We start from the raw sequence: 24098 nt of genomic DNA on the forward strand, positions 1-24098 counted from the left end.
TTCCTTAAAACAGAGACTAATATTTTGCCAACAGTAGTGAGGCGGCCTGCACATCACCACACTCAACAAGTTTCGAATCGTTCCTATGCAAAGTCTCAGAGCATCCGCCGACATCGTAACAAACGACTGGCAGCCCACAAGCCTCAGCTTCAAGATTGACCGTAGGGTAGTTATCCTCGTATGTTGGATTGAATAGAACGGAGGCAGAACTATAAAGTGAGGCCAACTCTATCTGAGAGTCGGTTCGTGGAATACCAACTACCCCTGGAGGTAGTTTTCTCATCTGTTTGGCACTCAATCCAACCAACACAATGGAATACTTGGAGCAGTCAAGCTTGTCCGCAAGGGCATAAAAGTCAGAAAGACCCTTACGCTTGGACCATGGAGAGGCAACTCCTAAAATAATTTTTCTTGAATCGAGGCCGTATTTCTCTTTAACGCTAAAAACTTCACTATTTGATCGTGGCTTGAAAACGTTGAGATCAATCGTATTATGCACAACCTCAATCGGATACTTTGATAAATAGCTAGAAGCAACCAGTCCAGCCAGCCATTTTGAAGGGGTAATGATAGTCATTCGATTAGAAGGCAACGAAGTGAAAATCGAACGTTTGGCCTCGTAACTCCATTTGCATGATGCAGAATTAATAGTTGGAGGATACCCCATGAGTTGAGGGCACCTCTTGGCACCACAGCCGTTTTTCCATTGATTGCAGCAAGAATAGGTGAAATAAGGGCAATGGCCGGTAAAAGCCCAACAGTCGTGCAAAGTCCATACAACGCGACAATCAGACCTCATCAACCATTTAAATAGTTTATCAATATTCAAATAGTAGCCATGAAGGTTATGCAAGTGAACCACATCAGGACCGAACTCATCAAGACGATGAATCAACGCGTCGGTTTGCCTCGCTGAATGAAAACCTATCTTACCGTCAAGGAGAGTAAGCCCAACGTCGAGTAAAAAATTAGCAGATGACCCAAAACAGTATTCACTGGCAGTGTTTGCTGGCGTTCTTCTTCCCCAGCAAGCAAGCGATTCGTGCCCTTGATCAATAAGAGCAAAATGCTCCTTCATCATAATGCGCCCAGTGGATCCATTTGGAACGCTATTAATGTGAGCGTATCTGGTCAAAACCTCTAGACTTCCTCGTAGTAGGTGTCGGGGTTCTCGGGGTCGAAGGGCTCGTTGGCCCACATGACCGTCACGAGGTCCTCGGTGTCGGACAGGTTGGTGATGGAGTGCGTGTAGCCGGGGACCATCTCCACGGCGCGCATGTCGGAACCCGAGACGATGTACTCGTCGACGGGGAACGGATTTCCATCGGAGTCCTCCCCCACCTTCCTGAGCTTGATCGACGCGGTGCCGGAGACCACCAGGAACCTCTCCCACTTGCTCATGTGCCAGTGGTTGCCCTTGGTGATGCCGGGCCTCGAGACGTTGATGGAGACCTGGCCGCGCTCGGGCGTTCGCAGGAACTCCGTGAACGAGCCGCGGCCGTCCACGTTGGGCCTGAGCCCGTAGGCGAAGTGCCCCGGCTCGTAGTAGGACAGGAACGTGCTCCAGAGCTTCTTGGAGAAGGAGCCCTCGGTCAGGTCGGGCACCGAGAGCGTCTCGCGGCTGTCGCGGAAGCTGTCGAGCAGGCAGACGATCTCGCCCAGGGTCTTCACGTCGGTTTCCGGGACATAGCAGAACCCGTCTCCCTCTACCCTATCGAGGCCCTCGTAGCCGCAGCGGTGCTCCTCGCCCAGCAGGGCGCCCAGCATCTCGTCGACCAGGTCGTCGATGTAGAGGAGCTCCAGCTCCACGGAGGGGTCGTTCACAGCGTAGGGGCGGCCGTTGGCTATGGCGTCGCAGAAGGTGGCCACGGCGGAGTTGTAGCGCGGGCGGCACCACTTGCCGTAGAGGTTCGGGAAGCGGTAGATGAGCACCGGGGCGCCGGTGCGCTCCGAGTACTCCCGGAACAGGCCCTCCCCCGCGAGCTTCGACTCGCCGTATACGGAGCCCTCGAAGCGGCCGGACAGGCTCGCCTGCGCGGAGCTGGAGAGCATGACGGGGCATTTGTTCCCGTGGCGCTCGAGCGTGTCCAGCAGCGTGGAGGCGAACCCGAAGTTGCCCTCCATGAACTCGGACTGGTCCTCGGGGCGGTTGACGCCGGCCAGGTTGAACACGAAGTCGGCGCGGGAGCAGTAGTCATCGAGCTCGGCGGGCATCGAGTCGATGTCGTACTCCATGACCTCGAGGGGAAGGAGTTGCTGGTATTTGGCTCGGCGGTCCTTGCCGTCCCTTATGTTCTTGAGGGCGCAGCAGAGGTTCCTCCCCACGAAGCCCCTGGCGCCGGTGACGAGTACGCGCACCCTACTGCACCGCCTCGTGCTCGCGGGCCTCGAGGGCCAGCTGCACGTACTCGGCGGTCTTGATCTTGGCGATGGTGCCCTCCACGTCGAGCCTCTCGGTGTTGTGGGAGGTGTAGGACTCGTCGGCCTGGGTCTCCACCTCGCCGTCGACGACGAACTTGTCGTAGTTGAGGTCGCGCGAGTCGCAGGCCACGCGGTAGTAGCCGCCCATGTCCTCGGACCTCAGGCGCTCCTCGCGGGTCATGAGGGTCTCGAAGAGCTTCTCGCCGTGGCGGGTGCCGATGACCTGGGTGCCCACGCGGCCGAAGACCTCCTGCACGGCCTCGGCGAGGTCGCCGATGGTCGACGCCGGCGCCTTCTGGATGAACAGGTCGCCGGGGTTGGCGTGCTCGAAGGCGAACTGCACCAGGTCCACGGCCTCGTCCAGGTTCATGAGGAAGCGGGTCATGTTGGGGTCGGTGACCGTCAGCGGCTCGCCCTTGCGGATGCGGTCGATGAAGAGGGGGATCACCGAGCCGCGCGAGCACATGACGTTGCCGTAGCGGGTGCAGCAGATGGTGGTGCGGCCGGCGCCGTTGCGGGCGTTGGCGTAGATGATGGACTCCATCATGGCCTTGGACTTGCCCATGGCGTTGATGGGGTAGGCCGCCTTGTCGGTGGACAGGCACACGACGCGGTCGACGCCCTCCTCGATCGCGGCGTGGAGCACGTTGTCCGTGCCGATGACGTTGGTGCGCACGGCCTCCATGGGGAAGAACTCGCAGGAGGGCACCTGCTTGAGGGCGGCGGCGTGGAAGATGTAGTCCACGCCGTGCATGGCGTCGCGCACGCTCTGGGCGTTGCGGACGTCTCCGATGAAGAAGCGCACCTTGGAGGCGAGCTCAGGGGACTTCTCCTGCAGGCGGTGGCGCATGTCGTCCTGCTTCTTCTCGTCGCGAGAGAAGATGCGGATCTCGGCCAGGTCGGTGTTCATGAAGTGCTTGAGCACGGTGTTGCCGAACGAGCCGGTGCCGCCCGTGATCATAAGGGTCCTGTCTTTGAATACACTATCGCACATTTCAAGCTCCAATTAAATAAACTAAAGGCGAATGAAACTAAAACAAAATGCAAGTCAATGCTTAACCTATTGATACGCTTCTTATCCTAAACGAAAAGACGACTACTGCGCATAAATTAGAATTAAAAAGCGTTTATACCTACGTTAAAACTGATAACACCACCAATTAGCGTTTAAGAAGTCATTGCAAGTGGTTATATAGCTTCAGCCAAACACTTTTATATCTATGTATTTAGCGAATCTCTGATGCATTATTTCCGAATAATGCATGGAAGCATCGCGACACATCCGACAAAATAAGCAAGCGAAATTGCAGCACTCGTTCCGTTAGGTCCAAATAGCTGAATCAATAAGCCAGAAAGGGGGACAGCAACGATTAAGGCGACTAAATTACCGACAAGATTACCGGCCATCTTTCTCTTAACAATCGTCAGGTCGGAAAAGAAACCGATAAACGCCGTAAGCAGAGAGCTAATAACCGCACCGTACAGCAAAAAAGAGTACTGATGGATTTGGTCACCAAATATTAGCCCCAACATGTAGTCGCCGCAGATAAAACAAGCGAACAAAATAACAATGGACAAAACAAGGGCGCCAAGAACGACCTTCATCAACATAGTATTAAATGATTTTTTATCCCCCGACTCACTAGCGCTCGCAAACGCGCCGAGCAAAGGGGCATAGGCATTAGCAGCACCCGCCTGAACGATTGCTGCGGGAGAACACACCGAGGAATAAACACCCAACATTGAGGCCCCCAGCACGGTAGCAAGTTCCTGACGCGAAACGGATGTAACCGCAGCGCAACAAAAAACCCCAACCGTAGCGGGAAGACACTTATAAAACAGTTCAGTCATCGCCTTGAACCTAAAAGAAGGAACAATCAAATCGAAATTAGAGGCCCAATGTGCATCAACAATCGCCACGGGGAGAGACACCGCAATCATCAGAACGATACTCAACACAAGAGAATGTGAAATATACATTCCGGCACAAAACACCAGTAGAGACAAAATACCCCTCAGCAGCATCGACATACCGCAATAAATCATATTTCCAGCTTTTTGATCAATGCCATGAAACACATCAACCATGACTTCAATTGACTTATATATGCAATAGAGGTACACGGGAAGAAGAGAAGACTGCTGACAGGTAAAGAATGCATAAGGCACTACGAAAACAAACCCCAGCGCTATTGTGATTAAACGAAAACCAATATACTCCCCTGAAGAATACTCACATGAAAGATCGGATACTTGAAAGGATCGAATCTTATATAAACCGATCGGAACAAATAGATTGCTGATTGTCATTGCCAAAGATAAATCTCCGGCATAGTTAAAATCCGACGATAGTCGAACTACAGCAACTGTCGTTAACCACTGGCAAGCAAGGTATGCAATAGAGCCAACAGTATTCCATGTAATGTTTTTCTTTAAACTATCAGTCAAATTTACCCAATCGATTTTAGATCTAATTAAATAGCCTAACCAATAACCTCTCTAGCGATTGCATCAATGCTTTCACCATATCCAACGCCAGGAACAGCCCATTTACCATTTAAATCAATGGTTCTCGGAGCGCAACCACGACTGACATATTTAAAGCGAGCATCAATACATGGATTGACCAAGGGTTCCGTTGAACCATACGCCTTTAGATGTTGAACCTGAGCTCGTAGTCCTTCACGAACAGATCCGAAGCTATAGCCTGGGTTGCCAGGCCCAGTGGCGCCAAGGCCTCCAAAGTTGCACTGATTAGGCTGGACCAAATTTCCAAACTTTAAATACCCCGTTTCTTTCACCACCTGTCCATATAAAACCTCAGGCGAGACACCCTCCGACTGAGCCTCTTCATATAGAATTTTGCAGAAATCTCTAATGTTCGACGCTCCCCTATCCGCGTAAACGGCTGAAGGGAATCCTTTAGAGCCCATTATCTTTGTGAAATGATTAGCGGCATCTAGATAGGTTGAATAAGCGGGCGACATAATAAGACCTTCATATCCAGTCATACTTGCGCCATTGCGTCCCTCCTTAATGCCGCAATTCAAATAATGCATGTAATAGTTCTTCAGGTTCAGTCCGAAAGCCTTCCTCAGGTCCATATAACGATTTCGATAGCCGTAAACGTCGAAGGACTCGCTCCCGCGCCGTCCCTCCGCCATGCCGCAGTTGATGAAATGGCGCAGCACGGCAGCATCGTCAACGAACCTCAGACCGCCCCTGACGGTTGTAAAGGCACTCAGGACGTCTCCGTTGTTAGAGGTATAGAAGTAGAAATCGTAAACGGGGGAATAATCGGTACCGCCTTGCGAAACAACAGCACCCGTGAGGGAATCGCATCCGGTCGTGATCCTCCCCTCAGCGCGACCGCTGCTGAGGTAATGGCCATATAAAGCTGTGAGGTTGGCACCGAATGCGCGACGGAGGTCGGGGTATCTATTGTAATAGCTCAGCACGTCGAAGGACTCGCTCCCGCGCCGTCCCTCCGCCATGCCGCAGTTGATGAAATGGCGCAGCACGGCAGCATCGTCAACGAACCTCAGACCGCCCCTGACGGTTGTAAAGGCACTCAGGACGTCTCCGTTGTTAGAGGTATAGAAGTAGAAATCGTAAACGGGGGAATAATCGGTACCGCCTTGCGAAACAACAGCACCCGTGAGGGAATCGCATCCGGTCGTGATCCTCCCCTCAGCGCGACCGCTGCTGAGGTAATGGCCATATAAAGCTGTGAGGTTGGCACCGAATGCGCGACGGAGGTCGGGGTATCTATTGTAATAGCTCAGCACGTCGAAGGACTCGTTCCCGCGCCGTCCCTCCGCCATGCCGCAGTTGATGAAATGGCGCAGCACGGCAGCATCGTTAATCATTACAACGCCAGCGGGGCTTCGTTTAGAAAAAGCGTTACGAATGTCTTCGTTATTCGATAGATAAAATGAGGGGTCATAAACGGATGAATAATCAACGCCATTGATAGCCGTAGCATATCCTTCAATCTTTGAGCATCCGGTCCCATGCCTTCCTTCCGCTTTTCCAGCTGTAACGTAATGCTCATAGTACTTAACTAAATCAAAGCCAAAAGCAGCTCTTAAATCTGGATACTCATTAAAATAACTCTGTACGTCAAAGTTAGCAGAGCCGCGCCTGCCTTCGCTCATGCCATAGTTAATAAAATGGTCTAGAGCTAAATCACTATTTCCAGAAGTAGCTTTGGCTACGTCGGGATAAAGCGACAAATAGTAATTAGCATCGAATACGGAAGAATAATCGAGCCAAGTTGACTTAGGAAATTGCGCAATAATCGCATCGGCATCAGCTTCGCCAAGGCGTTTGCAACCAGCATCGCTAAAATAATTCAACACGTCCCCCGCATTAGAAATAAAGCCATGCTCGATTAAGATGCCGGGAATACCTTGCTCGCGGGCACAACGGATGACCGCAAACTCATCTCCAACTTCCATCTGGAATACACCGCGATAGCTGAGCCCCATAGAAGCGAGGTTGTTCATAACTTTATTCGCGAGCTCGACTGAAACTTGCGTGTAATCATATTCATTGGCAGTGGGGGCATATACCTCAGCGCCATGGGCAACAGGAGAACCGGAATTAATATGGAAGCTAACAAAGGCCTGCGCGCCTTGACTCACACATCGCTGGACACGATAAAGGAAATCATTTCCGGAGTAGCCGCCGCTTTGCTCGCGCGCAAGAACGACTTTAAAACCATACGCCTCAAGCTTATTCTTGCAAGCAGCAACAATCTTCCAAGTTAGATCCGCCTCACTCTTTTCATTTCCCTGTGCGCCGGGATCAGTGCCGCCATGGCCAGCATCAAGGGCAATTACCCGAACGTTTTTTCGAGCCGAGCGTGTGGCATAAGTAGAAATGCCGTCCGGTGAATCAGCACACTCCAACGCCTGTTTGATGGATTGGGCCTCAACAGCATTGCCTTCGCCGTCCGCATAGTAAACGGAAGTGCCCTCGGAATTAGCAGAGCTCTCAACAACCGCAAAAGAATAATCCCTGTCAGAGAGATCAATCTCATGTTCAGCATCATCGCCCTGCAGAACATAGGTTATTGAAGTAAGAAAATATGTATTGAGATCTAGCTTCGAGCCAAATGTAAATGCAGCAGAATTTACAGCCTGCGCGGAAGCGTCAACCGCTCCATGAACTCCGTTGGCGCTAACATAGTTTAGTGTTGCGGAGGCGATGGTATCGCTGTCATTAGGAGTTGCAAACGCGACGACTTGGTCAGTCCCGCTAATAAGGTTCGGATAGGCAAGGTATATATATTGAAAAGAAGAATCAGTCGATTCAGTTTGCGGCTCAGCCAAAGAAGCATCTACACCGAAATCCTCATCAGCCGATTCGTCGACGCCCGCCGGCGACGATTGCTCAACAGCTATGTCTCCGTCGGCAGCGCCCTCGTCATGTGAAGCTGCAGGATCGTCTGCGGACGCAGCATCTGATGTAATATCCACAGATTGCACGCTATTCGCAGCATAAGCAGCGGCTACAGGGCTCATCAAGGATGAAATCGTCAAGAGTGCAGCTAAAGAAAACGCTGTTGAGGCACGCAATGCCTTTTTCATATTGTATCCCCCATCACAAATAATGATACTAAGGATAAATTATCTTACAATATCCTCCGCATCGGAAGTCCAGTTGTCCAAAGCACGGGAATTGTCATAAAGGCAGATGGAACCTGCCCCTACAAAAGACAACAAGCGTACTCAGCGGGTTTTTCGCCCTTCCAAAGATACAGCGTAAAGCACTGATTTTTGAAGCAATTAGCCGCACCTAAACAGCGCAAGCACCAGTGACACGAAAATCCACTGAAGCAAGCAATTCGACATAATTCGTTTAAAGACGCGGCAGGCGGCGAAAGCGTTTACATAGCCGTGAAATACAGCAAAATGCCTCAGTGTTTCGCTTGCATCAGAGGCGTCTGAGGCTTCATTGACAGAATGATCGAGCCATTAATTGTAGAAAAGTTAGACATGGTCTTCCTGAATCAAACACTGGCAAACAATTGCCCCCACCGCTCTTGCAGCTCTTGAGGACACTTTGCCGGATCTTGGAATTACTTCGCTCCTAAAGCGAGAAGTACTCACTGTCGGGAGATAGGTTCGGCCCGAGCCAGGGATCACCGTACTAAAAGAACTCTGGCCAACGCTGCATGAACAGTGCTTGCTCGCACTTCCAGCGGCGCAGCTTTTCCTCGTCGGCCTCTTCCCTGCCGCGCGAGGTGAACTCGTAGTGGTACAGCTCGGCATAGGGCGTAAAGATGGTGCGGTAGCCCGCCTCCCACACGCGCAGACAAAAGTCCGCGTCGTTAAAGCCGACGGCGAATTCCTCGTTGTAGCCGCCAACCTGCTCAAATACGTCGCGCCGGACCATCTAACAGGCGCCCGTTACGGCACTGAAGTTGCCCGGGCGCACGGCACGGGCAAGATGGCCCTCACGCTTTGCAAAAGGCATCTTTGTGGCCGCAAATTAAAAAACGCAATACCATGCCCGTATCGATACGTAATATGCGGCCAGCGCATTCTATTGGTGTGGAAACCGGTACGATTCCTTGATTTAAACCGAAGCCTCTACAGCAATTAATAGCGCCTCCAACAACACAAGCACCAGAGGCATGTCAACCGAGTCATCATCGACGGTCTCAGATAACTTCGCAACGGTTACCACGTCAGCCTTCGGCTCGATCGGCTTCTTAACAGCAGCCTCGGTGATAGTCGTCTTAGTTGCAACAACCGTGGGCGTTACCATGCCTATAACTGGCCTTGCGTGCCCACGACGCACTTTCCTAGATGGTTATCGACCAATCCGCTACAACCAGAGAACGCTGGTACAGAATCCCAATCGTTCCATCACCTGTGTAGAGGGATCGTGTCAACTCACGTATGCGGAAGAAAATGTCAAAAGTCTTGGTTCTACGACAAAGCTTTATTTAACAAATCGCAAGGACCGATAAAACGTATGATGAAACCACCCAAGAGCTTCCTGAGACCTTCCAGCATTAAGCAGATCGCGAACACAACCGTTGGAACAAAAAGTACCTGCAATATTCCCAGCCCAACGCCGACACGCGTAAAGGGAAACAGCGAGCTCCAAAGCCAACTTTGAATGGGCCCATAGTCAGAAATAAGGTAAGTAGCAAAACAAAGTTTTGCGATAGCGTTAACGAAACGGGAGGAAAAATGCGGCATTTTTAAATCAATCAACAAGACCGAGATGGCTATAGCTAACGAAAAAATAGACGCCGGCGAACCGAAAAAGCCGTTATACAAATTCGCAAATGTCGAACCCAGCAAACCATCAAAATGGAATTGACCATAAAACGAGATTGCAACTCCCACAAAGGCAGCAATGCAGCAGGCAACCAGGCACCGTATATCCACTGTTGACAAATCTACATACCAGCGAATATAGGAAACAAAAACGCAAATTATAATAAAATCCACTAGTAGCCCGTCGATGGGAATCCAAAAGAGCGGCACATAACGCAGGAATCCAAAGACAGAGACCAGAAAGACTATTAGATATAGATGTAGTATAGATGTAGTTTCTGGCCCAACGCATGCAAAGCTGGAATTATAAAGGGCAGCAAAAATACAAGCCAAGCATAGACGGTTACAAACCACCAACTAGAACCAGTAAGAGTTGGTGCAAAAATACCTATCAAATTGGTTGGACTTACTTGAATATCGCCGCGAAGTATGAAGAAAAAACCCAGCGCAATACTATAAAAGAGAACCGTGCCTTCGGTTGAAGCTATCCGTTTAACAGCCTTATTTATGGAGTATTCGACTTTCCCCGCAACAAACCAGATTGTTATGGCAACAAAGCAGCCGACCGCAGTTCTTCCATTTGGATAGAAAAAGATATTCTAGAAAAACCTAGTAAACGAACCAGGAAATGCGGAAACAGAATCAGCGTTGTGGACAACGAAATGATGAGCCATTACCGTCCACATAAGGACAATGCGAAGTAATTCGATACGGGAATCTCGTATTGTCTTTGCCATTAAGCCCCCTCCAAAAATAAAAGGCTCTGTTAGACCAAGGTTGACATAAAAACGATGTCACCGCGAGGCGGTACCCTTCAATTAACGTCGAAGGAGCGCCCATGGATGCAGACGACCTGGTCATCACCCTCAAGAAGAGCCTGGCGAAGCTCAGCAGGACCGAGCGCCGTAAAGCCGTCGAGTTGGTCGGGGACGTCGTCCGCGCCGCCATGTTCGACGATGCGGCGGGAGATGGCCATGAGGTAGAGCGCTGCCCCCGTTGCGGCTCGGTCGCTATCGTCAAGAAGGGCAAGTCCAGGAACGGCGAGCAGCGCTACCTCTGCCGCGACTGCGGCAGGACGTTCTCCGGCTCCACCGACCGGATCCTCGGCGCGAGCAAGTTGCCCCGCGAGACCTGGATGGCCTACGCCGAGTGCTTCGCCCTCATGCTCCCTCTCCGCGAGTGCGCCGGCCGCTGCGGTGTCTGCCTCAAGACCGCCTGGACCATGCGCCACAGGCTCATCGAGTGCCTGAGGGAATACTCGCCCACGTTCCATGTGGGGCAGGGGCAGGCTTGCGAGCTCGACGAGACGTACTTCCCCGAGTCCTTCAAGGGCAACCATTCAAAGGGCTCCTTCACCCTGCCGAGGAAGGCTCGCCACCGCGGCAAGCAGGTCCATAGGCGCGGCCTCTCCCGCGAGCAGATCTGCGTCATGACGGGCGTCAGCGACACGGACGCCACCTTCTTCGAGGTCTCGGGCCGCGGCGTTGTCTCGCGCAGGCGTGCGGCGGAGGCCCTTCGCGACCGCATCGGCGCGGGCGCGGTCGTCGCCACGGACAAGGCGGCCGCATACATCGACGTGCTGCGCGACCTGAAGGTCGCCTCGCATGAATCCTATGATTCCAAGGACCGTTCGGAGGGCACCATCAACCGCATCAACGCCGTCCATTCGCTCCTCGGCTCGTTCATGGCCCGCTTCAGGGGAGTGTCCACCAAGCACCTGGGGGCCTACCTCGACTGGTTCCGCTGGTGCCGCACCTTCATGGCGGCGGGCTCGCGCGCGGCGGAGTCCACGGTCGCCCGCCAGCTCGCCAACGGCTCCTGCTCGACCCGCGTCCGCGGCATGTTCGGCCTCGAGCCTCCCCTCATGGACTACTGGGACGGGCGGGCGGCCTAGCGAATTAAAATGGTGGCCACGGAGCAGCGACCGCGGAAGGAGCGGCAATGACATCGAACGTCCCGGCCACCACGATAAGAATCGATCCCGAGGTCAAAAGGGAGGCCGTGGCCGTGCTCGACGAGCTCGGGCTCTCCATGTCGGGCGCCATGAACATATTCCTCAGGGCGGTGGTCCGCGAGGGCGGCCTGCCCTTCGACGTCAGGCTGGGATCTTCGGGGAAGGCTGACGGGGAGGGCGCGGACCGCGATGGGCGGGGATAGCCCGATTATTTTCCGGTTCGGCGAACAGCCGATCGTGTCAAATTTGGTCTAACAGAGCCAAATAAAATCTATGCCTCGCACGGTCAATCATCGCTTTAAATCTACTTGCAGACGATATCGGATAATATCGAGCTGCATAAGCCTGTATAAACTTATCGCGGAAGTATCGAGTTTTCGCAATTCGTCTTACTAAGTAGTCCACACGTTTCTTTCTTCCAAGCGCATACCAAAAGAAAGGTTAGGACTTCCTAAAACTATTGCCTTAACGCGAGAAGTACTCGCTCTCGGAGGATAGGTTTGGTCCAAGCCACGGATCGCCCGTCAAGAAGAACTCCGGCCAGCGCTGCATGAACAAAGCCTGTTCGCGTTTCCAGCGGCGCAGCTTTTTCTCGTTGGCTTCTTCCCTGCCGCGCGAGGTGAACTCGTAGTGGTACAGTTCGGCATAGGGCGTAAAGATGGTGCGGTAGCCCGCCTCCCACACACGCAGACAAAAGTCCGCGTCGTTAAAGCCGACGGCGAATTCTTCGTTGTAGCCGCCAACCTGTTCAAATACGTCGCGTCGGACCATCTGACAGGCGCCCGTTACGGCGCTATAGTTGCCCGGCCGCACCGCGCGGACAAGATAGCCCTCGCGCTTTGCAGAGAAGTCTTGGTTGGCATGGGCAAGTGCGCCACGCACGCCAACCAAAATGCCAGCGTGCTGCACCAGATGGTCGGCAAAATAGAGCTTAGCGCCCACCACACCCACATCGGGACGCTGCAGATAGCCCATCATCTCTTCAATAAAGTCCGGGCTTATGACCTCGGTATCGTTGTTCAGCAGCAGCAGGTAGTCGCCCCTGGCATGCTCAACGCCAAAGTTGATGATTTGGGAGTAATTGAACTCACCCGGCCAGTACACAACGTGCGCAGTGCCCTTACCGCCAGACGTAGCGGTCACGCGTTCCGGCAGGGTTTCGTAATACGCAAACGTCTCCGGGGCTTCGCTGTTATTCTCCACCAAGACGATCTCGTAATTGGTATACGTGGCCTTCTGGGCGATCGACATCACACAGGCATCGAGCGTCTCAACGTGGTCCTTGGTGGGAATTACAATGCTCACCAGCGGCGCAGGCTCCGGCAGCGCATAATGCACGCGGTAGACAAACGACGTCTCGGTCTCCTCGACCGTTCCGCAAATGCCCAGCGAGTCAAAGTGACGCTGCAGCGCCAAACGACCAGCTTCAATGGCGTAAGGTTTGCTATCTGCAAAGTCATCGGCGGTGAAACCGGGATGCACGCGCCAGTGATACAACACGTGCGCAATATGCTCAAACCGTGCGCCCGATGCAAGGCAGCGAAGAGTCAGATCATAATCCTGGGCGCCCGCGACATCTTCCGGCGACATGCCAATGCGATCGATAAGCGCCTTCTCCACCATCAGAAAATGCGTCACGCAGTTATGGCTATAGAGCAGGTCGACGTTGAGTTGCGTCTTAAAGACCGGCTGACCCCACTCCCCCGTTTTCTGGAACACGTCCTCGTCACAGAACAGGACCTGCGGACGCTCCCCCTCTGCCGCTTTGTTCAACGCGGTGACATAGTGGAACAACGCATCCGGCTCCAGAATGTCATCGTGGTCCAAAAATGCGATGTAGTCGCCCGTCGCTTGCTGAATGCCAGCATTGGTGTTGAGTACAATGCCGCCGTTACCAGGCAGCTCAATCCAATAAACCCGCTCGTCATTGGCGGCGGCCGCAAGATTGGCCACCACATCCCATTCGGGCGAGGCGTCCATAAGCAGCAATTCCCAGTTGTCATAGCTCTGGGATAGCACCGAGTCCAGCAGCTCACGCAGGTAGACCTGATCGGTCTTGTAGCATGGCACCACAATGCTCACGAGCGGCCTATAGGCAAATGCCGCTGAAGCGACACGCTGGCACGTCAAATCACCCGGCTTTGCGCGATGTTGCTCAAACCAACGTCGATAGGCCGCATCATCCGCGCGCGCATCCTTCATGCGGTTCCAACTGTCGTCGACCATGCCGTTGTACAAACGACCATCCATGGCGCAAAATCCGCTCTGGAATTGACCCGTAGGATCAGCCGCAATCGCGACAAAATCGCGTATATCCTGAGGCATCTCAACGCTCAGATACGTTTTATTGACGCGACATCCGTTTTGCTGGAGAACATCGACCTGCGACTCAAAAACATGCACGGTGGCATCGATCGCATTCATGTGCGTATCGAAGACCTGTAGCTCAGGGGCGCACTGGGGGTCTCCCGCCCACTTGACCTCATAGCGCCAGACGGCGCCCTCATCTGCCGGTAAATAACGAACGGCATCGATCTCGTAGCGACCACAGCATTCGCCACGCTGGGCATCGCGGATAAGCGCGCACATCGCAGGCTTTGCTTTGTAGTTAACCTTAGATTCCAGCTTGGCAATACGACTGTCAAAGCGAATAGAGCCCAGCCTTTTACCGCCGGACGCAAATGAAACGTCAATTGTAGAGCCGTCCATAAACGGAAGCACCAAGACGACAAGCTCGCGCTCATAATCGGCAACGGAGGGACAAAGCGCAAGCACGCGGCCGTGATCGACCGGCAGTGCCAAGGACGGCACGCATGCCCCATTGGTCGTCGCGTGAGCAAAAACCTGGGAGCCCTCCTGCTCAATAAGCCTCGCGATATCCTGACCGACAAAACGAAGCAGAACAAACAGACGACCCTGACTGCGGCAAAGCGCCAAACGCTTGATACTCATCTACACCTCTCGCTTTCCCAGAGCATTCGCAGCCATGCGCTTGCACGCGCCCAGGCGCCCAAACCTCAAGACGTCGTAAGCGAACATGAGCTTTTTGCACGAACGAGCAGCAGGAGCCTTACCGATAAGTGCCGCACGCACCATAGCGGCAACAGAAGGAGCGCATTGTGCGAGCGCAGCATCACTGCCCACGGCAGAACCATCAAGCGCCGCGGCAACGGCAGCAAAAACCTTGCCGCAGCCCGAGCTCAGCAGCCTGAGTGCATCGTACAGTACCAGATCACACAGGAAGTACGCCAGGTCATCGGCATGCTGGGCATCGAGCCCATCATGGCGCCAATCGGCCAGCACCGCGGAGTATATCTTCACGTGCTCCAGCAAACGCGTCTCATCGTCATAGCGCATGGTGTCCATGAGCGAGCCCTTGCGTGCCACGCGATAGTCGTACAGCTTGTTCGAGATAAGCGCGGTCTTACGCGAGCGACCATAGACGGCAAAATCGAAGACCTGGTCCTCGCCATACTTAACGGTTTCATCGAACACGATCCCGTTGCCCAGCAAAAAAGCGCGCTTGCAAGCGGTGCGCCATGCAAAGGGGCGAGACGCTTCCTTAAACAGCAGGTCGGAGCTATAGCCCTCAAACGACGCATCGCGCGGGCTCAAAACGCAGTTAAGCCACGGATACCCCGCCTCCAGCGGATACGGGTTTGCGCCAAAGGTCAAAACGTCGCAATCCTCACGCTCAAAGGCATCAACGATTACGCGGCACGCATCAGGCGTAAACCGGTCGTCGGAATCCAAAAACGCAACGACAGACGCCGTGGACGCAGCGATGCCCGCATTGCGCGCGCTCGATAGACCACCGTTGGGCTTATCGACAAGCTTAAAGCGTGTATCCTTTTCGCAATAGGCAGCGGCGATGTCGCGCGAACCATCCGGCGAACCATCGTTAACCAGCACGCCCTCCCAATCGGGCATATCCTGCGCGAGTAGGGAGTCCAGGCACCATGCCAGGCACTCCTCCACCTTATAGATGGGAACGACGACGGAAATCCTAGGGGTAGCCATGGTCACGCGCTCCTACTGTGCCGCCGGCACGTCGTCGGGATGCGGGTTATCGCCGTAGGTATGCTGATACGTCAGCACGCGCCAGACCAGCGGCAGCCCGCCTATCTTAAAGTAGTGCTTAAACGTATTGAGCTTGCCCGGCTTTTTAAAGCCAAAGCGCGAATCGATATAGGCACGGGGCGATTTGACCATCAAACGCAGGTCGGTCTCGCCGCGCGGGTCGAAGAGCGACAGGTCAAAGCGATCGGCATCCCAATCAGCCTTAAGCTCGGGAGACGCCTTCTCCCAAAACCGCTCACGCAACTCATCGACCAGACGCTCGTCATTCCAGCGGTACGTATCGACCTTCATGCGCATTAAAATGCCCTGGAGCCGAGTCTTAAGCTCGGGGCGTTGATCCAAAAAGCGCTGCATCTCGGCATATTCGTCGCACACGCAAAACACCTTGTTGGGCGAATTAACGGAGCTCTTCTCGTTATCTTGGCGATAGCACAAAATGGGGTCCGTAATAAACGCGGCACGCTCGGCGCAAGCCCAAACCTTAAAGTTAAAGCCTGCGTCCTGATACGAGGCACCCGGCGTGGGAAGAAACCGAATCTGATTGTCGTTGAGGAACTCGCGCCGATAGATGGCCGACCAAATGGAAGGCTTGCGGTAGAAAATGCCCGGGCGATCGACGGGGCGATACGCGGCGCCCGTCATATGCTCGTCGATGATCCCAAACAGATCACGGCGCTCGCTGGGCGTGGACCAGTACAGGTAGAAGTCGCCCTTAACAACATCGGCGTGCTCGGCGTCAGCCTTGGCAACCAGCTTTTGGAGCGAATCCTCGAACATAAAGTCATCAGACTCCAAAATGCCCACGTACTCGCCACGCGCCATCTCCAGGCCGCGGTTCATCGAGTCGCCGTAGCCGCTATTGGCCTTGTCAATCATCTTGACGCGCTCATCACGTGCCATGTACTCGCGAATGATATCCGGTGAGCTATCGGTGGAGCCATCGTTGATGCAGATGATTTCGATGTCCTTGAGCGACTGTGTCACAGCGGAATCGAGACACTCGCGCAGGTAGCGCTCAACATTGCAGATGGGAACAAGCAGCGAAACTTTAGGGGTATCAGAGTTCTGCAAGAGAACCTCCTGTTGAATAGCGTGTAACAGGGTTATTTTAGCAGCGAAGTAACGGCGCGCGGCAGCGCCCAGAATTAGATAAAGCGCTCCAGGCAGGCCTTGAGACCGCGAGTCGAAAGATAGAACAGCGTGGCGTCTGCCATCGAAACGCCCGAGGTCGCCGCAACGAGCTTATGGGCAACACGGCAAACGGCGCCCTTAGCAGGCATATCCGCCCACTCCGTTCCCAAAAACGTCGTGAAATCCATATTGACGCGACCGGCCACGCGACGGAAACCATCGGCATCCAAGCGCGCCAAATCAAACACGATAAGGTCCAAGAACCAGGTAATCAGCTCGCCGGGGCAAAGATCCAAAAGGCCGTAGGCCGCCCAGTCTTCCATAACTTCCTCGAGCATCCTCATGTGTGCGTCGAGCTTTTTGGCGCGTGCCTCGGCACTGTTGAACTCGTGCGTCGCCGATTCGCTCTCCATCACGTAGTGGTAGAACCTGACCGGCATGACGACGGTCTTTGAGGCCAGCGCGTAAGCTGCAAACTGGAACACAACGTCCTCGCCCAAGGCCAAGCCGGGGGCAAAACGTATGCCCTCGCGATTGAGCAGCTCGCGCGAAAAAGCCGCGCGGCACGCATAGGGCTGTGCGTTTGCGTGGAACAGCAACTGGGGATCACGGGCGCCAAAAGTGCCCGCCTTGGGGCTCATGAGTTGCTGGACCCGCTTGGGCGCGGCGTCGGACGGCTCGCAAACGCCGCCAAAAACGGCGACCTCGGCATCTGCAGACTCCATGGCATGCAGCACGCACTCGACCGTCTGGGCGTCGATGTAATCGTCGGCGTCCACAAAAAAGACGGTCTCGCCCTCGGCGGCATCGATACCGGCATTTCGAGCGCACGAGACACCAGCGTTTTCCTGGTCAATCACCAGCACACGGTCATCGGCCTGCGCAATTTGACGCAAGACGCCCAGCGAATCGTCAACCGAACCGTCGTTGACACAGACAACCTGAATCGAGCGCTCAGACTGTGCCAGCAGCGAGTCGAGGCATCTCTGAATGGAGCGCGCGGAGTTGTATACGGGAACGACAATAGTCGCTTTGGGAATCGAGGCCTCTCCCATACCGACCTACCCCCTCAGCGATTCGATGAGGAAGGCGGCGACCACACCAGGGCCTCCAACCGAGGCGTAATACTTAGCGCGCCCCAAGGCACCATCCGTTGCAAAGTGCGGATGCTCGTCAACCCAGCCCTCTGGATCTTTGAGGATGGCAGCGAGATTCGCGCGCTTCCACGGCTTAAGATCGTCCAGCGAAAACTCCCCGGCGTCCAAGGCCGCTTGGAATTCCTTGGCCATCTGCACCAGGAACTCCTTATAGAACTTGGGTGCCAAGCGCACATAGTTCCACATATACGAATCGTATTTAATGAGCTGATTGAACTTGAGCATGCGGGCGACGTCATCGCTTGCGTGATCGCGAGCATAATCTTCTCGGATCCAGCGCTCGATTTCGGCATACTCGGTATTGACGCAAAAGACCTTAGCCGAAGAATTGACCGAGGAGTTCTCGTTGTCCTGACGATACGAAAGCACGGCATCGTGCAGGTAAACAGCCTTGTCGGCGCATGCGATCGCCTTAAAGGCAAACGACGTGTCCTGAAAGGATGCTCCCGGAGTCGGCAGGAACTTGATGCCGTTGCGCTCAAGAAAATCACGGCGGTACACAGCCGACCAAATCGACGGCTTTTGCTTAAAGAACTGCGTCGTGTCGCTCGGATGCACCGGCTTGTCACAGTCCCTTGCCTTAAACATCTCGTGCAGCGAGCGGCGCTCCTCGGGCTTAGACCAGTAGAAGTCAAAATTTGCCTTCGCAAAGTCGGTATTGAAGCGCTCGGCAGCTGCCACGAGCTTCTCCAGCGCATCGGGCGCCATAAAGTCATCGGACTCCAGAATGCCCACGTACTTGCCGCGCGCCATCTCAAGCCCGCGGTTCATGGAGTCGCCGTAACCGCTATTGGCCTTGTCGATCATCTTCACGCGCGCGTCGCGCTCCATGTACTCGCGGATAATTGCCGGCGAGTTGTCGGTAGAGCCGTCGTTGATGCAGATGATTTCGATGTCCTCGAGCGTCTGCGCCACGGCGGAATCGAGGCACTCGCGCAGATAGCGCTCAACGTTGTAGATGGGAACAAGCAGCGACAGGACAGGGTCGCCAGGGGAATTAGTAGACAAATGCGCTCCTTAGGAAATACCTGCCGTTAATGGTATCAAAGGGTCGTCCCGCCCGCGGGCGTTTATATAATCTATGGAGCCCGCAGAGGCAAACCGATACGAAAGGACGTCATGCAGCACAAAGCCGCACGCAACATAGTCATCGAAGCGCTGCGCTTAATCGCGGTCGCCACGCCCATGGCAGGTTCCTGCGTTTTATTCAAACCTTGCCAACATGGCGCAGCGACCCTTTACAATAGGTGCCGTCCAAACGACGCATTCGATAGCTTCCGTGCGGCGCTCGCCCGCCACGCGTGAAAGGATATATTCCCCATGACTTCCACCCTCCCCGCTCCCATCGACAAGCTCGCCATCGTTGTCGTCACCTATAAACGCCAGGAGCTTCTGGCCAACCTGTTCGACTCCATGACCGAACTCACGGCAACGCCTTGGCGCATCGTGATCGTCGACAACGAGAATTCGCGCGAGACCGAAGCCATGTGCGCCGCATTCAACGAGCGCCTCGCCAACCTGTGGGGTATCGACACTGGCCAGCCCGATTCACAGGGTGGTACCGACCGCGTTATCTACGCGCCACAGCTCGAAAACGGCGGCGGCGCGGGTGGTTTCTCCGCCGGCACCAAATGCGCCTACGACCTGGGCGCCCAATGGTTCTGGGTGATGGACGACGACGTGCTCGTAATCCCGGAGGGCATCGAGCGCCTGGCCAAGTGGACGGACCGCTACGACGTCATCCAGGGTTCGCGCCTGGACTTCGACGGCGGTGCCTTCTTTTGGCAGTACCAGCTCATCCTTTCGCTCGGTATCCCCAACCCCATCGCTAAGTGGGACCTAGGACCCGAGGGCCACCGCGCCATGAACCAGCTGTGCTTTGAAGGCGGCCTGTTCTCCCGTCGCGTAGTCGACAAGATCGGCCTGCCCGATGCGCGCTTTTTCATCTACGGCGACGACGCCTGCTACGGCTATGTTGCCAGCCAGCATTTCCCCGCCGCCGTGGTTGCAGACGTGGTGCTCAAGCGCGCCCGCGCCGTCTCTAACTGGGACATCGCCGGCAAACGCCAGCTCAACTCCACGAGCGACACCAACCGCTACTACATCATGCGCAATCGTGGCTTTTTGGCCCGCTACATGCAGATTTACGGCGATTACCACCCCATCTTGTTCCGCTTGGGCAACGCCGCGACCTTCTGCAAGGAGTTCATTCGTCTGGCAGCGGTCGACAAATGCTTTAAGACCGGCATTCCGGCGCTGCGCCGCGGCATGAAAGACGCCCGCAAGATCATCAAGGATCCCAACTGGAAGCCCATGCCGCCCATGAAGGACGCGGAATAGCGGGCACCCCCGCAGCATCGCCTGCCCCTACAACCGCTGGCACACCGCAGCCACGTGCCGCCCATCAAACCCAAATCCCCAGCGCAAACGGCCCACGCCGGGTCGCGGTACGCGAATCTTGTCGATACCGTCGCGCTCTATGTCGAGTAGCGCCTGAACGGCCAGCAATTCCAGGCCGAGCGCGTCCACACCGGGGTCATACATCATGTTGATAGAAATCAGCGGGCGCTCGTCGAGCATGCCGATCGTGTCTGCCACGTCGAGCACGGCGCCCGTAGGGATAACCTGGATGTCCCAGCGATCCGCGCCACACTTTCGCCTCGAAGCAGGATTGGCATAGCCCGGCAATCCAAAGCAGAGCCCCTGTAAAAGCAGATGATATGGCAACGGCGCATCTGGGTCGGTCGCACCGATTCCCGCATCTCCCAAGATGCGGTCTAGCGCCTGCCTCACCGTATCCTCGTCCCCACAGCACAACCCGTCGCGAAACGCATCGACGTCTTGAATGTCTTCGGCAGCGCACTCAAACCACTCAATAATCACCAGACGCAATGCCTGGCGAAGCTCGTTATTGGGCAGCCGCAGAGCACGGAGACGACTGCCATGCTCCGGCTCCTCTGTCATATCCGTCGTGAGAAAACCGGACAGATACAGCGCCGTCCACAGGCCATCATCAGACGGGGCCTCTGGACCCGCAGCGCCCAAACAAAGCGGGACCTCAACGCACCCATGGGCCTCGAGCAAATCGAACAGGACCGAAAGGCGGTCGAGATTCCACCCGGCAACTACCCTACTCAGGCAATCGGCATATCCATACAGATCGGCACGCACAGGCGCCGTGCAGCCTCGGTCCAGAAAGCCGATCACACGCGCCGGACTCGAGCAATAGGCCCTGCCAAACCGATATCCCTCGAGCCACTCACGCGCATCATCCAGGTATTCTTCGCGTCCAGCATGATTCAACAGAGCCTCGACCTCGGCATCCGAAAAGCCGAACCAACGGTCACACCACGTCGACAGCGGCGTCGTCAGACAATACGAGCAGTTTCGCGAAGAAAGTGCCGCTTCGGCAGGGCCGGGACGCTCCCCCATCAGACACGCCAGCCGCAACGAATCGCCCGCAGCGGCAATGACGTCAAACAGCACGCAATCGAATAGCTTTGCCGGATCGGCGCCGGAAGCGCCCCTCGCACTCGCACGGCCCAACCACACCGCGTCGTACCCATCAACGAGCAATACAACCTGCTCATCACAGGCCATCACCAGCAGCTCAATGAGCACGCCAAGCACCGAGTCAACCTCGTCCGCGCTCGCTACGCCACGCGCAACGCGTTCGATGTGACGCACCTTATCTCGCGCTAAATCCGGAGCCTCCAAGAGCGCCAACAGCCGAGCGCACTCGCCCGAAAGAGCATCACGCACGACGTCGGCAACAGCGGCGTCACGCCTCGTAGCGCCAGAAAAGTCCAGCGATATCACCGGATAGCAAGCGTACTCGTCCCGATAGCGTCCGCTGGCCGCATCCCAAATCTGGGAACCAGCAAACAGGCCCCGATCGACCTGCCCGACCGCGGGTCGCTCCAGAAAAGCCTTAAGCATCGACAGGTTCATGCTCTTGCCAAAGCCTTCGGGTCGACAGCACACCACAACAGAGGCATCAGCATCCAAGACATCGGCAATAAACATCGTCTTGTCGACTAGCACGCATCGATCCATGGCCTCGGCAAAGTCATGTTCGCCGACCGGTAGCGCCCCGTTACCCGAGCGATCGATCAACTCTACGCCATAGTAGGCAGTATCACCATAAATCGCCTGTTCAGACACCGTAACTTCTCCCTAAAACGCAGCACGATGCCCATTGTATCGAGCAACTCAACCGCAATTATGCCGTCATACAGACGTTTCGGGCAACGGTAGCAACATGAAGTGTGAGGGGGCATAACTAATCGATGCACAACAAAACAGGGCCCGATGCAGTTGCACCGGACCCCGTCCTAGTTCTTAGATTATCAGGCGACCAGGAACTTACTCCTCGGAACCGTCCTCACCAGCAGCCTTATTCTGCTGATCGAGTTTATGCTTACCGCTCACAATAGACGTGGCGCCCAGCGTGGCCAGGCTTGCGCTGGCAAGGCTCGCCATCACGATGAGGTCACCCGTCTTGGGCATATTGCCACCCGAGGCCTTGGTCGTCGTGGTGGTCGTAGTCGTCGTGGTGGTGGTAGTAGCACCACCCTTATCCCCAGCCTTCTGAGCATCGGCGTCGGACTGTCTCGCGCCCTCATCGGCGGCATCGGAACCGGAACCCTGGTCAGACGCCCCCTCATCAGAAGAAGAGCCACCGTTAATGCCAGCCGTCAAAGAAGATCCAAGCATGGAGCCAAGCTGCTCGCTGGTAGAAGGCTTATTTTCCGTCGAGGAATCGCCGGCATTGGATACCTCACTCGAACCGCCCTCGGAAGCATCGGAGCCAGAACCGTTAGAGGAGCCAGCATCGGCAGCGGAATCGCCAGCGCCGTTGGAAGCGCCCGCATCGGTAGAGCCAGATGTCGCACCATCCGTAGCGCCGTCGGGGCCAGAAGTCGACGAATCGCCAGAAGCGCCACCGGCCGCGGTGCCACCAGACGCAGCCCCGCCGTTACCAGCATCATCGCTGCCCGCATCAGTCGAGGGCGCATCCGTATCGTTATCGTCGCCCGCATCGTCATCGGTACCAGGTGTCGGTGCGGCGGGAGCAGCGGGCGCCATGCTCGGACCGGGCGCCGGCGCGGGCTCGGGCTCAGGCTCCACGGGCGTTGCCGCGGCAGCCTCGTCCTCGGTAATAAAGACCAGGCAGTCCTTGAGCTCATTGCGGTAGCGGTTCTTCCAGCCCTCGTGGTACTGGGGCTGGCTTGCATACTTGGTCGCCACATTATTGACCACGCTGCTGGAAAGCGCCGTCACAAACTCGCGGTCGGTCATGTTGTTGGAAAGTTTTGCCCAGCGGAAAAGTCCTGGCAGCCACCGGTGCCGCACATATTGGTGATACTCCACACCATACCCTTGACGCAGTCGGCACGGCCGGAAATGTCAATACCAAGGGCGCTCTTGAGCCACGCCTCGGTCACCGCATAGTACGAGTTGTACGCATACGCATCCTGTAGAGCCGAAAACTCAGCAGGGTCGGTGTTATAAGCACCCTGGAAGGCCTCCTGCGCAATACGGCCCAGCTCGGTGAGCTGGCCGTTCGCATACATAGGGTTGTTCGCGTTGGAAATCTCACCGCCGCGATCGATCGCAGCCTTAAGCATGCCGTACTTAGCAGAATCGTAGTTGTAGACCTGCTTCATAAACGGAATGAGCGACCAACGCCGGTCGAACTGGTAATAGCCCAACGCGTTATAGCCGTCGCCATACGAAAAGCCCTGGTTATAGTTGCCGTGGCTCTCATATTTGGTGAAGTACTTCATCTCGGCGGTCACGTTGACAAACGAAACACCCTGAACCGACCTCAGCACGCCCGAGAAGGACTGCTGGGTGTAAAGGCCCTTATCGATATCGGTGGCATCCGAGGCAACACCCGGCGTGGGCTCCTCGGCAACAGCAGTCACAGGCGCGGCAAGGGCGCCAAACGAAAGCGCCAACGTAAGACCTGCGACAATTGCGGAATGCTTGGGCTGCATAGATCCTCCCTGCATTGGTGTAGTTAAAGTGCAGTTTGCAAAGATGAATTCAGTA

19 protein-coding genes are annotated in these 24098 nt (G+C 55.3%); 3 read left to right on the top strand and 16 right to left on the bottom strand.

The window, feature by feature from the left end; all coding sequences use genetic code 11:
- Nucleotides 1-16: 16 nt before the first annotated feature.
- From ACGHEN_RS06675 to ACGHEN_RS06710, 8 genes are all read right to left on the bottom strand, one after another.
- Nucleotides 17-1081 (bottom strand): glycosyltransferase, encoded by a 1065-nt coding sequence (locus ACGHEN_RS06675; protein WP_390398279.1) that lies wholly within the window; start codon nucleotides 1079-1081, stop codon nucleotides 17-19.
- Nucleotides 1082-1140: 59 nt separating this feature from the next.
- On the bottom strand, nucleotides 1141-2358 hold the full coding sequence (locus ACGHEN_RS06680) for an NAD-dependent epimerase/dehydratase family protein (protein WP_390398281.1): 1218 nt from the start codon (nucleotides 2356-2358) through the stop codon (nucleotides 1141-1143).
- A gap of 1 nt (nucleotide 2359) precedes the next feature.
- Nucleotides 2360-3415: a polysaccharide biosynthesis protein gene (locus ACGHEN_RS06685; protein WP_390398284.1), complete on the bottom strand. Its 1056-nt coding sequence runs from the start codon at nucleotides 3413-3415 to the stop codon at nucleotides 2360-2362.
- 251 nt (nucleotides 3416-3666) lie between these two features.
- Complete coding sequence (locus ACGHEN_RS06690) at nucleotides 3667-4869, bottom strand: lipopolysaccharide biosynthesis protein (RefSeq protein WP_390398286.1); 1203 nt, start codon at nucleotides 4867-4869, stop codon at nucleotides 3667-3669.
- A gap of 35 nt (nucleotides 4870-4904) precedes the next feature.
- Nucleotides 4905-8015, bottom strand: coding sequence for an N-acetylmuramoyl-L-alanine amidase (locus ACGHEN_RS06695; protein WP_390398288.1), 3111 nt, complete (start codon nucleotides 8013-8015; stop codon nucleotides 4905-4907).
- A 562-nt stretch (nucleotides 8016-8577) separates the two neighbouring features.
- On the bottom strand, nucleotides 8578-8823 hold the full coding sequence (locus ACGHEN_RS06700; RefSeq protein WP_271738045.1) for a glycosyltransferase family 2 protein: 246 nt from the start codon (nucleotides 8821-8823) through the stop codon (nucleotides 8578-8580).
- Between the two features lie 183 nt (nucleotides 8824-9006).
- Nucleotides 9007-9198 carry a hypothetical protein gene (locus ACGHEN_RS06705; protein ID WP_343000576.1) on the bottom strand — a complete coding sequence of 64 codons (192 nt, stop codon included), beginning with the start codon at nucleotides 9196-9198 and terminating at the stop codon, nucleotides 9007-9009.
- Nucleotides 9199-9362: 164 nt separating this feature from the next.
- Nucleotides 9363-9893 carry a hypothetical protein gene (locus tag ACGHEN_RS06710; protein ID WP_390398290.1) on the bottom strand — a complete coding sequence of 177 codons (531 nt, stop codon included), beginning with the start codon at nucleotides 9891-9893 and terminating at the stop codon, nucleotides 9363-9365.
- Between the two features lie 664 nt (nucleotides 9894-10557).
- Here ACGHEN_RS06710 and ACGHEN_RS06715 point away from each other — a divergent pair.
- Nucleotides 10558-11613, top strand: coding sequence for an IS1595 family transposase (locus ACGHEN_RS06715; RefSeq protein WP_390397795.1), 1056 nt, complete (start codon nucleotides 10558-10560; stop codon nucleotides 11611-11613).
- Nucleotides 11614-11660: 47 nt separating this feature from the next.
- Entirely contained in the window at nucleotides 11661-11876 is a 216-nt protein-coding gene (locus ACGHEN_RS06720) for a type II toxin-antitoxin system RelB/DinJ family antitoxin (protein WP_390397797.1), read from the top strand.
- 262 nt (nucleotides 11877-12138) lie between these two features.
- Here the strand turns inward: ACGHEN_RS06720 and ACGHEN_RS06725 are convergent, their stop codons facing one another.
- The 5 genes from ACGHEN_RS06725 to ACGHEN_RS06745 form a co-directional block, all read right to left on the bottom strand.
- Entirely contained in the window at nucleotides 12139-14625 is a 2487-nt protein-coding gene (locus tag ACGHEN_RS06725; RefSeq protein ID WP_390398293.1) for a glycosyltransferase, read from the bottom strand.
- Nucleotides 14626-15693, bottom strand: a complete 1068-nt coding sequence (locus ACGHEN_RS06730) for a glycosyltransferase family 2 protein (protein WP_390398294.1) — start codon at nucleotides 15691-15693, stop codon at nucleotides 14626-14628.
- 12 nt (nucleotides 15694-15705) lie between these two features.
- Nucleotides 15706-16824: a glycosyltransferase family 2 protein gene (locus ACGHEN_RS06735; protein WP_390398295.1), complete on the bottom strand. Its 1119-nt coding sequence runs from the start codon at nucleotides 16822-16824 to the stop codon at nucleotides 15706-15708.
- Nucleotides 16825-16898: 74 nt separating this feature from the next.
- Entirely contained in the window at nucleotides 16899-17939 is a 1041-nt protein-coding gene (locus tag ACGHEN_RS06740; protein ID WP_390398298.1) for a glycosyltransferase family 2 protein, read from the bottom strand.
- Nucleotides 17940-17945: 6 nt separating this feature from the next.
- The gene (locus tag ACGHEN_RS06745) at nucleotides 17946-19049 is read right to left on the bottom strand and encodes a glycosyltransferase (protein WP_390398300.1); all 1104 of its coding nucleotides are present in this window, start codon (nucleotides 19047-19049) and stop codon (nucleotides 17946-17948) included.
- Between the two features lie 312 nt (nucleotides 19050-19361).
- Here ACGHEN_RS06745 and ACGHEN_RS06750 point away from each other — a divergent pair, with 312 nt between their 5' ends.
- Nucleotides 19362-20381 (top strand): glycosyltransferase, encoded by a 1020-nt coding sequence (locus tag ACGHEN_RS06750; protein WP_390398302.1) that lies wholly within the window; start codon nucleotides 19362-19364, stop codon nucleotides 20379-20381.
- A gap of 27 nt (nucleotides 20382-20408) precedes the next feature.
- Here ACGHEN_RS06750 and ACGHEN_RS06755 read toward each other — a convergent pair whose 3' ends face one another.
- From ACGHEN_RS06755 to ACGHEN_RS06765, 3 genes are all read right to left on the bottom strand, one after another.
- Nucleotides 20409-22205, bottom strand: a complete 1797-nt coding sequence (locus ACGHEN_RS06755; protein ID WP_390398305.1) for an AAA family ATPase — start codon at nucleotides 22203-22205, stop codon at nucleotides 20409-20411.
- Nucleotides 22206-22406: 201 nt separating this feature from the next.
- A complete protein-coding gene (locus tag ACGHEN_RS06760; protein WP_390398308.1) occupies nucleotides 22407-23414 on the bottom strand; it encodes a hypothetical protein in 1008 nt (335 codons plus the stop codon).
- Nucleotides 23339-24043, bottom strand: coding sequence for a hypothetical protein (locus tag ACGHEN_RS06765; protein ID WP_390398311.1), 705 nt, complete (start codon nucleotides 24041-24043; stop codon nucleotides 23339-23341). The genes ACGHEN_RS06760 and ACGHEN_RS06765 overlap by 76 nt, the downstream gene beginning before the upstream one ends.
- Between the last annotated feature and the right edge of the window lie 55 nt (nucleotides 24044-24098).

Source organism: Collinsella sp. i06-0019-1H4 (assembly GCF_042849575.1).
Taxonomy (GTDB): Bacteria; Actinomycetota; Coriobacteriia; order Coriobacteriales; family Coriobacteriaceae; genus Collinsella.